The organism is Streptomyces sp. WAC03905 (genome assembly GCF_057371075.1).
Window position 1 is genome coordinate 5,560,168 of record NZ_JBXYDZ010000003.1, and the last position, 14,406, is coordinate 5,574,573.

The window sequence follows — 14,406 nt, forward strand, 5'->3', positions numbered from 1 at the left end:
CAGGAAGCCAACTACCGTTTGGGAGGCTGTAGATGGCCACTGCCAGCATGGTCCGGCCCGTCCAGAAGAAGCCGCTGCCGGCGGGTCTGCCCCGCGAGTGGTACGAGAGCCACAACCGCCGTCTGAAGGCGATGCGGCTGGCGATATCCCTGCTCGACTCGGGGACGTACGACGCCAAGCGCGCCACCAACCGGAAGATCCGGACCATGGCCGTCCGGACGGGGATCCACCGCCCGTCCAACGTCACCTGCAAGATGGTGCGCGCGTTCATCAAGGAGTCGTGACGGCTCATCACCGCACGTCCGGGTCCTGACCACGGCCCGGGTTCCGCCCCCGCGCCCGACCACCGGCGGGGGCGGTGCCTGAGCCCGGCCGGTCAAGGGCGTCCGTCGGGGGAGAGCAGCAGCAGCGCGACGTCGTCGCCCGGGCCGCCGTTGGTGAAGGCCGACAGGTCCCGCCACACCGCCCCGACCAGGCCCACCGGGTCCCTGGCCAGGACGGGCACCCGGGTCGCCAGGGGATAGAAGTGCCCCGCCGTGTCCCGGGCCTCGGTGGCGCCGTCGGTGTGCAGCAGGAACTGGTCCCCGGGCAGCACCGGCAGCTCCACCACCCCCGGCGGATCAGGTCCCGCGAGCCCCAGACCCAGCGGAGGGCCCGGCTCCACCGTGACCTCGTCCACCGTCGCCCCGCGCAGCCTCAGCGCCGGCGGATGTCCGCACGACACGAACCGTACGAGGTCAAGCCCCGGCGGGAACTCCACCAGCACCGCCGTCGCGAACAGCTCCGGATGGTCCTCGTGGGCGTCCGCCGCGTCCGCCAGCAGCCGCCGGTCCAGCCGCACGGCCACCGACGCCAGCTCCTTGTCGTCGAGCACGGCCTCGCGGAAGGCGCCGAGCAGCGCCGCCACCGTGGCCACCGCCGCCAGCCCGTGCCCCTGCACGTCCGCGACCAGCGCCCGCACCCCGTACGGCCCCACCCGTACGTCGTACAGGTCGCCGCCGACGAGCGTGCCGCGCTGCGCCGCCCGGTAGAGGCCCGAGCAGCGCACCGCACCCACCCGGTCCGGCACCGGCGGCATCACCGCCAGCTGGGCGGCCTCCGCCACGGTCCGTACGCTGACCAGCTGTTCGTCCCGGCGTTGGCGGACCCAGGCGATGACCACGCTCAGCAGCCCGACGACGGCCACCGTCGCCAGGTCGGTGCCCCGGGCATGGGCGACGCCGATGTCGTGCACCCCGAGCAGCAGCAGGACGATGGCAGCGAAGATCGCGGTACCGGCCGCCCCGTACGCGAAGGCCGCCACCGGGGGCAGGCCCGCCAGGAAGAAGCCCAGCTCCACGTCCGTGGTGAGCGCCTGCGCCAGGACGAGCGCCACCAGCGCCGCCGCGGGCGCGATCCGGGCCCAGCGCGGCGGTGGCTCGCCGCGCAGCCCGCCCGGCTCATCGCGTCCGCGTCCGCGTCTCACCCCTCCACCCTGGTACGGGGGCGGGGCCCGCGCACCCCGGACCGGTCCGCCGGGTGGCTCCGCGCGTCCCCGGCCGCGACAGCGGTGGCGTGACGGGAAACGACGGCCGGGGCCGCATCCGGCCCCGCCGGCGGCGGGCGCGCGGGCGCGGAGCGCCGTGTCGGGACGCCCGCCCGGGCACGCGCGTCCGGCGAAGGACGGCGACGCACCCCCGAATCCGCCGGGCACAGCGCGGCGACCCGGCAGGATGGGGAGCATGCGCATCGCAGTCACCGGGTCGACCGGGCTCATCGGCAGTGCACTCGTACGGTCCCTGCGGGCCGACGGCCGTCAGGTGGTGCGGTTCGTGCGGCGGGAGCCGGCCCGGGCCGACGAGGCCCGGTGGGATCCGGAGCGCGGCCACGTCGACCGGGCCGCGCTCGCCGGCTGCGGCGCCGTCGTGCACCTGGCCGGGGCGGGGATCGGCGACCACCGCTGGACCCCCGAGTACAAGCGGACGATCCGCGACAGCCGGGTGCTCGGCACGGCCGCCCTCGCCCGCGCGCTCGCCGGTCTCGACGAGCCGCCCGGCGTCCTCGTCAGCGGCTCCGCCGTCGGCTACTACGGCGACACCGGCGACCGCGTCGTCGACGAGGACTCGCCCGCCGGCCACGGCTTCCTCCCCTCCGTCTGCGTGGAATGGGAGGCCGCCGCCGCCCCCGCCGAGGAAGCCGGCATCCGCACCGCGTTCTCCCGTACCGGACTGGTCGTCGCCAAGGAGGGCGGGGCCTGGGGGCGGATGTTCCCCCTCTTCCGCGCCGGCGTCGGCGGCCGGCTCGGCGACGGCCGCCAGTACTGGCCGTTCATCTCCCTCCACGACGAGGTCGCGGCCCTGCGCCACATCATCGACACCCCGGGCCTCAGTGGCCCCGTCAACCTCACCGCCCCCGAACCGCTGACCAACCGTGAGGTCACCGCCGCCATGGGCCGGGTCCTGCGCCGACCGGCGGTGCTGCCCGTACCGGCCGCGGCCCTGCGCGTCGTGCTCGGGGAGTTCTCCGAGGACGTGCTGGGCGGTCAGCGGGCCCGCCCGACCCGGCTGCTGGAGTCCGGTTTCGTCTTCCGCGACCCCGATATCGAGCAAGCCATCCGCGCCGCACTCCGATAGTCGGTGTGCGACCGTGTGCGACCGTTCGTGACCCGGATGCGACCGTCGTGCGACCGGAGTTGTCCGTAATACCCGGCCCAACTCGGGTTCCCCCGGAGTCGGTTGGGGGAAGGAGGATCCCCACACAGCCGCGCCGACCTCGGGGAGGGGCACGTGCTCAGCAGCGCACCCAATGCCGCACACCATGCGGACGTCGTCATCGTAGGAGCCGGGGTCTCAGGACTCGCGGCCGCGCACCACCTGATCGCAGCCGGGGTCACGGTCACCGTCCTGGAGGCCGCCGACGACCCCGGCGGGCGGATGGCCACCGAAACGGCCGACGGGTTCCGGCTCGACCGGACGGCCCCGTTGCTCAACACCGCGTACGGCGAACTCGAACGCACCCACGCCCTGCGCGCCCTGGTCCTGCGGCCCTTCACGCCCGGGGTCCTCGTCCACACCGACGGCAGGCAGCTGCGGGCCGGGTCCCTCACCCCCGCCCGCGCCCTGGCCAGCGGATCCCTCGACCAGGCCCGGCTCAGCGCCGCCCTCGGCAGGCTCGCCGCGCTGCCCGAGGACAAGCTGCTCGCCCGGCCCGAACGCACCGCCTCCGCCGCCCTGCGCACCCGCGGACTGCCGCAGCGCACGCTGGCCGGCGTCGTCCGGCCCCTGCTCGCCGCCCTGCTCCGCGACCCGGACCTCACCACGTCCAGCCGGGTCGCCGACCTGGCCCTGCGCACCTTCGCCCGCGGCCGCCTCGCCGTGCCCGAGGGCGGCGCCTCCGCCCTGCCCGACCTGCTCGCCTCCGGGCTGCCACCCGGCACCGTACGCACCGGCATCAGGGTCCGGTCGATGGCCACCAACCTGGTCACCACCGAGGACCACGGCGACTTCCGCTGTCGCTCCGTCCTGCTCGCCACCGGCGCCCGCGCCGCCGCCGAGCTGCTGCCCGGCCTGCGCGTGCCCGCGTTCCACGAGGTCACCGTCCTGCACCACGCCACCGCCGGCCTCCTGCCCCGGGACGGCTCGCTGATCCTGGACGGGGACCCCCACTGGCCCGTCTCCCACACCGCGGTCATGAGCGCCGTCGACCCGACGCGGGCCCCCGCCGACCGCAGCCTGGTCACCACGACCGTGCTCGGCCCGCCTCCGCCCGTGCGCACCGTCGCCTCGCGCCTCGCCAGGCTCTACGACACCCCCACCCGCGCCTGGGAGCTGCTCGCCGTCCACCACACCCCGGAGGCCGTCCCCGCCATGCCTCCGCCGCACGACCGGCGCCGCCCGGTCCGCGTCCTGGCCGGGCTCTACGTGTGCGGCGACCACCGCGACACCAACACCGTCCAGGGCGCCCTGCACTCGGCCCGCCGCGCCGCCGGCGCGATCCTGCGCGACTTCGGCATCCCGCTCCCGGTGGCCCCGGAGCCCGCACTCCCGGTGGCGGCCTGAGAACCACAGAAGCCACAGGGGCCCGGTCCACCGCCTCGGGACCGGGCCCCTGCCACGCCCCTAGGACAGCGCCGCCACCCGGTCCCGGTACGTCCGGACGGCCGCCGCGTCCCGGTACGGCTCCAGCCGCCGCTCGAAGTCCCGTACGTACTCCACCGCCCGCACCGACCGCATCTCCATCGCCTGCTGCGCCGCCTCCGCGCCCAGCGCGCACGCCTGGTCCAGCTCGCCCAGCCCCAGCCGGGCCGTGGCCAGCACCACCCGGCAGAACAGCCGCGACCGCGCGAACCCCGGCGCCCTCAGCTGCAGGGACCGCTCCGCGTGCTGCGCCGAGGCCCGGTACTGCTGCAGGTCCCGGTGGCAGTGCCCGAACTCGTCCGCCAGCTGCGCCTCGTCGTACGGGCGCGCCCAGTGCGGTACGTCGTCCCCCGGCCGGGCGGCGCCCAGCGCGCGCTCGGCCCGCACCAGGGAGGCCGTCGCCGCCCGGACCTCGCCGAGGACCGCGTGCCCCCGCGCCTCCGCGGCGTGCAGCATCGCCTGCACCACCGGCGGCGGGCCGGACCCGACGCCCTGCTGGGCCACCCGGGCCAGCTGGACCGCCTCCCGGCCGTGCCCGAGGTAGACCGCCTGACGGCTCATGGTGACCAGTACGTACGAGCCGTAGGGGCGGTCCCCGGCCGCCTGCGCCAGCCGTAGCGCCTGGACGAAGTACCGCTGAGCGAGGCCGTGCGCGGCGATGTCGTACGAGGTCCAGCCCGCGAGCCTGGTCAGGTCCGCGGCCGCCGCGAACAGCCGCCGGCCCGTGGTCTCGCCGTAGGTGCCCCGGAGCATCGGCTCGGCCTCGTGCTCCAGGTAGCGCACGAGCGCCTGCCGGGCGTGTCCGCCGCCGTAGGACTGGTCCAGGGTCCGGAAGAGCTCGCTCACCGATCTCAGCGCGGCGATGTCGCCCGCCGTGACGCGCTGCCCGGGGCCGCGGTCGATCTGCCGCTGCCGCGGTACCGAGGCCCGCCCCTGGAGGGGGACGCGGGCCGCGGCCGGCTCCGCCCCCCGGGCCACGCGCTCGTCGGGCCGCCCGATCAGCCAGTCCCGGCTCGGCACGACCAGTCCGGCCGGGGTGAACGCGATCTTCCGTAGCTCGGCGTGGGAGCCGGAGTCCTTGCGCCACAGGCCGCTCGCGATGTCCACGGCCTCCTCGGGCGTGGCCGCGAACTCCAGTCCGGCGTAGACCGGGGCGCACGCGTCGAGACCGAGGTCCTGCGCGGAGAGCCGACGGCCCAGGCGCCGCGTGAAGACCTCGGCGATCAGCGCCGGGGTGGTTCCGCGGGGTTGCTGGCCCCGCAGCCAGCGGGTCACGGACGTCTTGTCGTACCGCAGGTCGAGACCGTGTTCCAGACCGAGCTGGTCGACGCGGCGGGCGAGCCCGGCGTTGGAGAACCCGGCTTCCGCGATCAGCGCCGCCAGCTGCCGGTTGGGGACGCGCTGGGCAGGTCGTTCCGTCATCGGCTCCACGGTTTCCTGACGTGACGGACCGGAGTCCCGGCCCTTGACCGGCGTGAATGTAGCGGCGAACTTCGTCCACGCCGCCCTCTCTGCCCCACATTCATCCGATCGTGTGCAGAATCGGTAGGACCCTTTACGGACTCGTCCGCTCCGCCCGCGTACGCTGCGGGCCATGACCCGCCGGCACCACCGGCCGCACCTCCCCGAGGAGCGGCCCGAATCCACCGCTCCGCTGCCTCCGCCCGAGCTCACCGAGGCCGAGTGCCGGCGCTGCGGCACCTACATCGCGGGGCTCGACGGGCGTTACGCGTGCGGCGTGTGCGGCTGGGTGAACGACCACTCCGAGGGGCACCGGCGGCTGCCGCGCGCCGACGAGGACCCGGACCGCCCGGTGAGGGGCCGCCGCCGGCCCAAGCGGCAGCCGGGGCCCGACGCGGGGCCCTGAAGGGGCCCGAACGGGCAGCCGTACCCTTGGCTCACGGAAGTACGTGCACACAGCAGGTTCAATGAGGAGGCGCTGCGGTGGCTGAGCTTGGGTTTGTCCGGATGGGCTTCGGCGCGGATTCCGTCGAGTACACCGTTGCCTGGGAAGAGCAGCGCAGGGTGCACGCGGCGCGCTTCGCGGACGAGATCGAGGACACCTGCCTGCTGCTGGAGCACCTGCCGGTCTACACGGCGGGCCGGCGCACCGACCCCAGCGAGCGCCCCCTCGACGGCACTCCCGTCGTCGACGTCGACCGCGGCGGGAAGATCACCTGGCACGGGCCGGGCCAGCTCGTCGGCTACCCGATCATGAAGCTGCCCCGCCCGGTGGACGTCGTGGCCCACGTCCGCCGCCTGGAGGAGGCGCTGATCCGCACCGCCGCAGACTTCGGCCTGGAGACCACCCGGGTCGAGGGCCGCTCGGGCGTCTGGGTGCTCGGCGACCCGGTGGAGGACCGCCCGAAGATCGGTGGGCTCTCCCTGGAGTTCGACCCCCGCCTGCACGACGAGGAGTTCGACCCCCGTCTCAACGGCCCCGAGTACGCCCCCTCCAACGCCGGCCAGCGCCGCGAGGACCGCAAGCTTGCCGCCATCGGGATCCGGGTGGCCAAGGGCGTCACGATGCACGGCTTCGCCCTCAACGTGAACCCGGACAGCACCTGGTTCGACCGGATCATCCCCTGCGGGATCCGGGACGCCGGTGTGACCTCGCTCTCGTACGAACTGGGCCGCGAGATCACCATCGCCGAGGTCCTCCCGGTGGCCGAACGGCACCTGAAGGACGTACTGGAGCACGCCGAATTGCGGCCCCGCGAGATCGAGACCGCATAGAGACCTTCCCGCAGCGGGAATGAGTCCGGCCGCTCGCAGGTTGGGCGACGTAAGAGCGTACGAAATTACGGGCGTACCCTGGTGGGCGCCCGAACAATCGAAGTCACAGGGAGCCGGTCGTGTCCGCAGTCGCACCCGACGGACGCAAGATGCTGCGCCTGGAGGTCCGGAATGCCCAGACCCCCATCGAGCGCAAGCCCGAGTGGATCAAGACGCGGGCGAAGATGGGTCCCGAGTACACCAAGATGCAGGCCCTGGTGAAGGGCGAAGGACTGCACACGGTGTGCCAGGAGGCCGGTTGTCCCAACATCTACGAGTGCTGGGAGGACCGCGAGGCCACCTTCCTCATCGGAGGTGACCAGTGCACCCGGCGCTGTGACTTCTGCCAGATCGACACGGGCAAGCCCGAGGCGCTCGACCGCGACGAACCGCGGCGCGTCGGCGAGTCCGTCGTCACGATGGACCTGAACTACGCCACCATCACCGGCGTCGCGCGCGACGACCTCGCCGACGGCGGTGCCTGGCTCTACGCCGAGACCGTGCGCCAGATCCACCAGCAGACCGCGGGCCGCGAGGCCGGCCACACCAAGGTCGAGCTGCTGGCCCCCGACTTCAACGCGGTGCCGGAGCTGCTGGAGGAGGTCTTCGCCTCCCGCCCCGAGGTCTTCGCGCACAACGTGGAGACGGTGCCGCGGATCTTCAAGCGGATCCGCCCCGGCTTCCGCTACGAGCGCTCGCTCGACGTGATCACCAAGGCCCGCGCGTACGGCCTGGTCACCAAGTCGAACCTGATCCTCGGCATGGGCGAGGAGCGCGAGGAGGTCTCGCAGGCCCTGAAGGACCTGCACGAGGCCGGCTGCGAGCTCATCACCATCACCCAGTACCTGCGGCCCTCGCCGCGGCACCACCCCGTCGAGCGCTGGGTGAAGCCGGCCGAGTTCGTGGAGCTGGCGAAGGAGGCCGAGGAGATCGGCTACTCCGGCGTCATGTCCGGCCCCCTCGTCCGCTCGTCGTACCGGGCGGGACGCCTCTACCAGCAGGCGATGGAGAAGCGCAGCGGAGCCGTAGCGTAGGTTGCGGGTCCGCCCGAGGTACGAGGGTGGGCACGCGGCCGGAGCGGTGGCGAGGCGGAGCTCGACCGCAAGCCGAGAAGCGCAGCGGAGCCGTAGCGTAGGTTGCGGGTCCGCCCGAGGTACGAGGGTGGGCACGCGGCCGGAGCGGTGGCGAGGCGGAGCTCGACCGCAGGCCAAGAAGCGCGCGACCGTCTGACGAGCTACGCAACCGTGCGTGTGAAGTCGCGCACAAAGTGCTACCAACGGGTAATTCCGCACCGACGCGGCCCCTAGGCTCTTTCCTAAGGAAAGAACCCGGCGGGCCGCGTCGGCGTATGCAACGTGTCCATCACATTTGACCGACCGGTCACGCCCTGGTAACACCAGTCAGTGACGCTTGGTCCACGCACCGTACACACCGCCCACCTCCCCCAGACGTGAGCATCGCGAAAGGGATCGACATCATGCAGGCCGCGCCAGTACGCGCAATCGCCATCCCGACGCTCTCCGACGCCTTCCGGGGCATCGAGTCCCTCCTCATGAGCGGGGCCCGACGCAACGCCTGGACGGCCGTCCTGGAAGACCGCAAGAGGGCCAAGGACCGGGTCGAAACCGAACACGTACTTGAGGCCGCGGCCACCCGGACCCCGCAGGCCACGTAAACTTCGCTGTATGGCGAGGAAGTCAAACGCAGAGACTGCTGCGAACCCCGGGCGACTGAAGCAGATCGCCCTGACGTACAAGATGACGCGCAAGGCCGACCCGAAGGTCGGTCTGATCGTCGCGGGCGTGGGAATCGTCACCTTCGGTGTCTTTCTTGCGATCGGCTTCCTGATCGACCACCCGGTCTACCTGGGCATCCTGGGCTTCCTGGTGGCTTTCCTCGCGATGGCGATCGTCTTCGGGCGACGGGCCGAGCGGGCTGCCTTCGGGCAGATGGAAGGGCAGCCGGGAGCGGCCGCGGCCGTCCTGGACAACGTGGGACGGGGCTGGACGACCACCCCGGCCATCGCGATGACCCGGCAGCAGGACATCGTCCACCGCGCCGTGGGCAAGGCCGGTGTCGTGCTGATCGCCGAGGGCAACCCGAACCGCGTGAAGCCGCTGCTCGCGAACGAGAAGAAGAAGATGGCCCGGATCATGCCGGACGTGCCGGTCCACGACTTCATCGTGGGTACGGGCGAGGGCGAGGTGCCGCTCAAGAAGGTGCGCACCACCCTGCTCAAGCTGCCGCGCGTCCTGTCGGGCCCCCAGATCACCCAGGTCAACGACAAGCTGCGGGCCATGGGCGACCTCATGAGCAACATGCCGCTGCCGAAGGGCCCCATGCCCAAGGGCATGCGGATGCCGCGGGGCGGAAAGATGCGCTGACGCGCCGACGCGTTCAGCCGATTTCCGTATACGAGACGGGGGTGCCCCCGAGCCGGCTCGGGGGCACCCCCGTCCCGTACGTTCCCGCTGCTAGATGCGGACCTGGACGGCGCGCGCGAGGCGGTCGTGGAGGCCGCGGCCGTCGCGGTCCCAGATCAGCGCCGGGACGACCAGCGCCAGCAGCAGCGTGCGCACGACCACCCGGACGATGCCGAGGCGGCCGCCGTCCTCCGCGACCACCCGCAGACCCACGGCCCGCTTGCCGGGTGTGAAGCCCACGGTGCCGACGGTGAGGATCGTCAGGGCCACGAACAGCCCGAGGGTCCAGTTGCCCGCGGCGCCCAGGTTCCCGCCGGTGATCAGCCCGTACGCGATGAGCTGGCAGCCGATCCAGTCGAGGGCCACGGCTCCGATCCTGCGCCCGAAACGCGCCACCGAGCCGGGCCCCTCCTGCGGCAGGCCGAGCCGCTGGCCCGGATAGCCGAAGTCGACGCCCATCTCCTCGGCGGCCGCCTTGGGGCCGGAGAGCCAGGATCCGATTGCCTGTCTGTTGTCCACCCGACCACGGTACCGGTGGCGCCTCACGGCGCTCCGGCCGGACCCTGGTTAACTTGTGCGAAACAAATGGGTCATGCTTGGGAAATCCCGTCTGCTTATGGTCGGGTCAGCGTGCGGCACCGCACTGACGCGCCACGAGCTATAAAGCCCGTCCCTCCCCCGGGGTCGGGAGTAGGAGGAGTTGGATGTTCCAGAACGCCGACGAAGTCAAGCAGTACATCGAGGAGAACGACGTCAAGTTCGTTGACGTCCGCTTCTGCGACCTGCCTGGTGTGATGCAGCACTTCACGATCCCGGCGCGGGCATTCGACCCGGCGGAGGAGCTCGCCTTCGACGGATCCTCGATCCGCGGCTTCCAGGCGATCCACGAGTCCGACATGGCCCTGCGCGCCGACATCACCACCGCGCGCCTGGACCCCTTCCGTCGCGACAAGACGCTGAACATCAACTTCTTCATCCACGACCCGATCACGGGTGAGGCCTACAGCCGCGACCCGCGCAACATCGCGAAGAAGGCCGAGGCGTACCTCGCCTCCACCGGCATCGCCGACACCGCGTTCTTCGGGCCCGAGGCCGAGTTCTACATCTTCGACAGCGTGCGCTTCGCGACCACCGCGAACGAGGGCTTCTACCACATCGACTCCGAGGCCGGCGCCTGGAACACCGGTTCCGAGGAGAACAACCGCGGTTACAAGGTCCGCTACAAGGGCGGCTACTTCCCGGTCGCTCCGGTCGACCACTTCGCGGACCTGCGCGCCGAGATCTCCCTGGAGCTCGACGCCCAGGGCCTCCAGGTCGAGCGCCAGCACCACGAGGTCGGCACCGGTGGCCAGGCCGAGATCAACTACAAGTTCAACACGCTGCTGGCCGCGGCCGACGACCTGATGCTCTTCAAGTACATCGTGAAGAACGTCGCGTGGAAGAACGGCAAGACCGCGACCTTCATGCCGAAGCCGATCTTCGGTGACAACGGCTCGGGCATGCACGTCCACCAGTCCCTGTGGGCCGGCGGCGAGCCCCTCTTCTACGACGAGGCCGGCTACGCGGGCCTGTCGGACACCGCCCGCTACTACATCGGCGGCATCCTCAAGCACGCCCCGTCGCTGCTCGCCTTCACCAACCCCACGGTGAACTCGTACCACCGCCTGGTGCCGGGCTTCGAGGCGCCGGTCAACATGGTGTACTCGCAGCGCAACCGCTCCGCCGCCATGCGCATCCCGATCACGGGCTCGAACCCGAAGGCCAAGCGCGTCGAGTTCCGCGCGCCGGACCCGTCCTCCAACCCGTACCTGGCCTTCTCGGCCCTGCTCCTCGCGGGCCTCGACGGCATCAAGAACAAGATCGAGCCGATGGAGCCGATCGACAAGGACCTCTACGAGCTCTCCCCGGACGAGCACGCGAGCGTCCCGCAGGTCCCGACCAGCCTCGAGGACGTCCTCAAGGCCCTGGAGGAGGACCACGAGTACCTCCTGGCCGGCGGTGTCTTCACCCCCGACCTGATCGAGACCTGGATCGACTACAAGCGCACGCACGAGATCGCCCCGATCGCGCAGCGCCCGCACCCGCACGAGTTCGAGCTGTACTTCGACCTCTAGAAATGCCTGATGGGAGGCCCCCCGCCACGCTCCACGGAGCGAGGCGGGGGGCCTTTCCGCTTTGACAGGCCGCTCGGGCGGAGTAAGGGTGGAAATGACCTAAAGGCCTCATAAGCGAGACATGTTCGGAGGTGCATGAGAATGCGCCGTAGGATCGTTGCGGCAGCCATGACCGGAGCCGCAGGTATAGCCATCGGTCTGCTGCCCGTCGCGGCGTCGGCCGCGGTCGTCACCGGTGGTGGCGGCGGCGGGAACGGCGGCTACGACTGCTACCGGTACCCCTCGAACCGCTCCGACGCCCGATGGGACTACTGCTGCAACCGTGACTGGCGCGACCGGCCCAGCTGGTGCTGGGACAACGCGGGCGTCGGCGGCGACCGCGGCTACTGGCGCGACAGCAACTGGAACGACTCCGACTGGCGCCGCGGCAACTGGAACAACAACTGGCACGACGACGCGAACTGGAACAACTCCGGCCGCGGCGGCAACGGCCACTGGAACGACTGGGGCAACGGCCGCGGCGGCAACGGCGGTGACTGGGGCAACGGTCGCGGTGGTGACGGTGGCGGTGACTGGGGCAACGGTCGCGGTGGCAACGGTGGCGGTGACTGGGGCGGCGGCGGCAACGGCGGCGGGGGCGGCTGGGGCGGCGGCAACGGCGGCGGCAACGGCGGGGGCGGGGGCTGGGGTGGTGGCGGCCGTTGAGGTCTGACGCCTCGCACCTGGCACCCGACGCCTGACGTCGCACGCCGAACAGACCACGGAAGGGCCGTGGGACCGGGTCGATGCCCCTGCCGCGCTGGATCAGCGCAGCAGGGGCATCGCTCCTGTGAGATCGCGCAGGCACAGAACCGCGAGCTCGGCGGGGGAGCCGGGCCCCGCAACCGGGGCGTCCGTCCCCGACCACAGCTCCAGCGCCACCCGGATGGCGTCCGTGGCCGCCGCTGCCAGCAGCCGCACCTCGCGCACGTCCGCGTCCGGCCCGGCCAGCCTGCCGATCACCGGCACCAGGCCCTCCTCCGAGTCCTGGTTCACCCGGTACCAGACCGCGCGCAAGGCCGGGTCGTCCGCCGCCGCGCGGAGCAGTCCGCGGGTCACCTCCAGGCCCTCCTCGACCGCCTGCGGGCCGCTCAGGGACCGGGTGACGGCGCGTTCCAGCGCCTCGGCGAGGGGCGTTCCCGGGTCCTCCTCCGCGAGCACTGCGCGCCAGGCGTCGCCGCCGCCCGCCAGCAGCGGGGCCACGGCCTCCTGCTTGTTGCGGAAGTAGCGGTAGAAGGTGCGCAGTGCCACGCCCGCGCGGTGGGCGATGTCCTCGGCGGTGGTGCCGTCGGGGCCGTGCTCGGCGAAGAGTTCGCAGGCCGCCCGGGCGATGTCGAGCTGCGTGGCCGCCTTGCGGCGCTCGGTCAGCGACGGGGCTCCCGGGCCGGCGTGGGGTGCGTACGGGCGAGGGGATTTCACGGGTGAAGCCTACCGTCCGCCGATCTGCGGTCAGGCATTTTTTGTCAGCATGACAAAACGTGCCACTCCTTCGGTACGCTCACGCCATGAACCGTTACGAAGGACGACGCGTCCTCATCACCGGCGGCGGCTCCGGCATCGGCCGCGCCACCGTCCACCGCCTCCTCGCCGAAGGCGGCCGGGTCCACGCGGTGGACGTCAGCGAGGCCGGCCTCAAGACCACCGCCGAGCACGCCGCGGCGGCCGGCCACCAGGACCGGCTCACCACCGCGCCCCTGGACATATCCGACGAGAACGCCGTCAGGGAGGGCGTCGCCGCCGCGACCCGCGCCCTCGGCGGGATCGATGTCCTCGTCAACGCGGCCGGCATCCTGCGCTCCGCGCACACCCACCGGACCACGCTCGACCTGTGGAACCAGGTCATCGCGGTCAACCTGACCGGCACCTTCCTGATGATCCGGGAGTCCCTGCCGGCGCTGCTCGACGGCGACCGGCCGGTCGTCGTGAACTTCAGCTCCACCTCGGCGTCCTTCGCCCACCCCTACATGTCCGCCTACGCGGCCAGCAAGGGCGGCATCCAGTCCATGACCCACGCGCTGGCCGCCGAGTACAGCAAGCAGGGCATGCGCTTCGTCAGCGTCGCGCCCGGCTCCATCGAGAGCGGCATGACCACCGGCACCGGCCCCGGCCTGCCCGAGGACACCGACTGGTCCCTTTTCACCAAGCTCGCCCCGGCCATCGGCCAGGGCTTCGCGGGCCCCGAGGCCGTCGCGGGCGTCGTCGCCATGCTCGGCTCCGAGGACGGCGCCTTCATCACCGGCACCGAGATCCGCATCGACGGCGGCACGCACTACTGATCAGGCGCGGAACCGGTCCCACAGCCGGGGGAAGCGCTCCGCGAGCACGGCTTCGTCCTCGAAGTCCAGCGGGGCGCCCTCCGGCTCCGCCGCCTGCAACGGGATCCCCAGATCCGGGGCCACCGCCCCGGTGAGCTGCTCGTACGCCTCGTCGGCCGCGTACCCCAGCTCCTCGCCGTCCCCGTCGATCTCCTCGTCGAAGTCACCGAGCAGCTCGGCGAGATGGTCGGGGTCGTGCACCCCGCCCTCGAAGACCTCCCGGCCCTGACCGATCAGCCAGCAGCGGAAGTAGTCGAACGCGTCGTCGCTCGCCCCGTCGAGCAGCACCCACGCAGCGCCCCACAGGTCCCACGTGTACGCCCGGTTGTACCGGGACTCGAAGTGCCGGGCGAAATCCAGGACGGAGTCAGGATCGAGCTGCGCCAGCCGCTCCACGAGCAGCTCCGCATGCTCCTCGACGTCGCCGTCGGCGGCCTCGCGCGTACGGTCGACGATCTCCCAGAACTCCGTCTCGTCCATCACGGGATCCAGCATCACGGTTGCACCCCCGCACCGCCACCGCGCATACGGCCAAAGGCCGGTGATCGCCCCCACCCGGCCGCATGCCCGGCGCCGGAAACGCCGTGAGGCGGCCCGTCCCCTCCTGGGCGGGCCGCCTCACGGG

The 14,406-nt window shown here is 72.2% G+C and carries 16 protein-coding genes; 11 read left to right on the forward strand and 5 right to left on the reverse strand.

All coding sequences use genetic code 11. The features are described 5' to 3' along the window. The first annotated feature begins 32 nt into the window (after positions 1–32). Positions 33–284, forward strand: coding sequence for a hypothetical protein (locus AC2RP6_RS27635; protein ID WP_486448644.1), 252 nt, complete (start codon positions 33–35; stop codon positions 282–284). 92 nt (positions 285–376) lie between these two features. Here the strand turns inward: AC2RP6_RS27635 and AC2RP6_RS27640 are convergent, their stop codons facing one another. Then, on the reverse strand, positions 377–1,465 hold the full coding sequence (locus AC2RP6_RS27640) for a PP2C family protein-serine/threonine phosphatase (protein ID WP_486448645.1): 1,089 nt from the start codon (positions 1,463–1,465) through the stop codon (positions 377–379). A gap of 247 nt (positions 1,466–1,712) precedes the next feature. Here AC2RP6_RS27640 and AC2RP6_RS27645 point away from each other — a divergent pair, with 247 nt between their 5' ends. Continuing rightward, complete coding sequence (locus AC2RP6_RS27645; RefSeq protein ID WP_486448646.1) at positions 1,713–2,612, forward strand: TIGR01777 family oxidoreductase; 900 nt, start codon at positions 1,713–1,715, stop codon at positions 2,610–2,612. Between the two features lie 153 nt (positions 2,613–2,765). Further along, positions 2,766–4,037: an NAD(P)/FAD-dependent oxidoreductase gene (locus AC2RP6_RS27650; protein ID WP_486448647.1), complete on the forward strand. Its 1,272-nt coding sequence runs from the start codon at positions 2,766–2,768 to the stop codon at positions 4,035–4,037. 60 nt (positions 4,038–4,097) lie between these two features. Here AC2RP6_RS27650 and AC2RP6_RS27655 read toward each other — a convergent pair whose 3' ends face one another. After that, positions 4,098–5,537: an NsdA family TPR-like regulatory protein gene (locus AC2RP6_RS27655; RefSeq protein WP_486448648.1), complete on the reverse strand. Its 1,440-nt coding sequence runs from the start codon at positions 5,535–5,537 to the stop codon at positions 4,098–4,100. Between the two features lie 172 nt (positions 5,538–5,709). Here AC2RP6_RS27655 and AC2RP6_RS27660 point away from each other — a divergent pair, with 172 nt between their 5' ends. The 5 genes from AC2RP6_RS27660 (at position 5,710) to AC2RP6_RS27680 (ending at position 9,274) form a co-directional block, all read left to right on the forward strand. Continuing rightward, positions 5,710–5,982: a hypothetical protein gene (locus AC2RP6_RS27660; protein ID WP_486448649.1), complete on the forward strand. Its 273-nt coding sequence runs from the start codon at positions 5,710–5,712 to the stop codon at positions 5,980–5,982. 77 nt (positions 5,983–6,059) lie between these two features. Next, positions 6,060–6,851, forward strand: a complete 792-nt coding sequence (gene lipB, locus AC2RP6_RS27665; protein WP_486448650.1) for a lipoyl(octanoyl) transferase LipB — start codon at positions 6,060–6,062, stop codon at positions 6,849–6,851. A gap of 119 nt (positions 6,852–6,970) precedes the next feature. Then, positions 6,971–7,924, forward strand: coding sequence for a lipoyl synthase (lipA, locus tag AC2RP6_RS27670; protein ID WP_356812181.1), 954 nt, complete (start codon positions 6,971–6,973; stop codon positions 7,922–7,924). Between the two features lie 443 nt (positions 7,925–8,367). Further along, positions 8,368–8,565 (forward strand): SCO2195 family GlnR-regulated protein, encoded by a 198-nt coding sequence (locus AC2RP6_RS27675; protein ID WP_030010916.1) that lies wholly within the window; start codon positions 8,368–8,370, stop codon positions 8,563–8,565. A 10-nt stretch (positions 8,566–8,575) separates the two neighbouring features. Beyond that, positions 8,576–9,274, forward strand: coding sequence for a DUF4191 domain-containing protein (locus tag AC2RP6_RS27680; protein WP_030030927.1), 699 nt, complete (start codon positions 8,576–8,578; stop codon positions 9,272–9,274). Positions 9,275–9,364: 90 nt separating this feature from the next. Here the strand turns inward: AC2RP6_RS27680 and AC2RP6_RS27685 are convergent, their stop codons facing one another. Next, on the reverse strand, positions 9,365–9,832 hold the full coding sequence (locus tag AC2RP6_RS27685; protein ID WP_486448651.1) for an RDD family protein: 468 nt from the start codon (positions 9,830–9,832) through the stop codon (positions 9,365–9,367). Positions 9,833–10,017: 185 nt separating this feature from the next. Here AC2RP6_RS27685 and glnA point away from each other — a divergent pair, with 185 nt between their 5' ends. Both glnA and AC2RP6_RS27695 read left to right on the forward strand, forming a co-directional pair. After that, positions 10,018–11,427 carry a type I glutamate--ammonia ligase gene (gene glnA / locus AC2RP6_RS27690; RefSeq protein WP_030654817.1) on the forward strand — a complete coding sequence of 470 codons (1,410 nt, stop codon included), beginning with the start codon at positions 10,018–10,020 and terminating at the stop codon, positions 11,425–11,427. 168 nt (positions 11,428–11,595) lie between these two features. Next, positions 11,596–12,132: a hypothetical protein gene (locus AC2RP6_RS27695; RefSeq protein ID WP_486448652.1), complete on the forward strand. Its 537-nt coding sequence runs from the start codon at positions 11,596–11,598 to the stop codon at positions 12,130–12,132. 99 nt (positions 12,133–12,231) lie between these two features. On the opposite strand, the gene AC2RP6_RS27700 is transcribed toward AC2RP6_RS27695, so the two are convergent. Then, positions 12,232–12,885, reverse strand: a complete 654-nt coding sequence (locus tag AC2RP6_RS27700) for a TetR/AcrR family transcriptional regulator (RefSeq protein ID WP_486448653.1) — start codon at positions 12,883–12,885, stop codon at positions 12,232–12,234. Positions 12,886–12,971: 86 nt separating this feature from the next. Here AC2RP6_RS27700 and AC2RP6_RS27705 point away from each other — a divergent pair, with 86 nt between their 5' ends. Beyond that, positions 12,972–13,742: an SDR family NAD(P)-dependent oxidoreductase gene (locus AC2RP6_RS27705; RefSeq protein WP_486448654.1), complete on the forward strand. Its 771-nt coding sequence runs from the start codon at positions 12,972–12,974 to the stop codon at positions 13,740–13,742. Here AC2RP6_RS27705 and AC2RP6_RS27710 read toward each other — a convergent pair whose 3' ends face one another. Then, entirely contained in the window at positions 13,743–14,261 is a 519-nt protein-coding gene (locus AC2RP6_RS27710; RefSeq protein ID WP_486450467.1) for a DUF4240 domain-containing protein, read from the reverse strand. Positions 14,262–14,406: the final 145 nt, after the last annotated feature.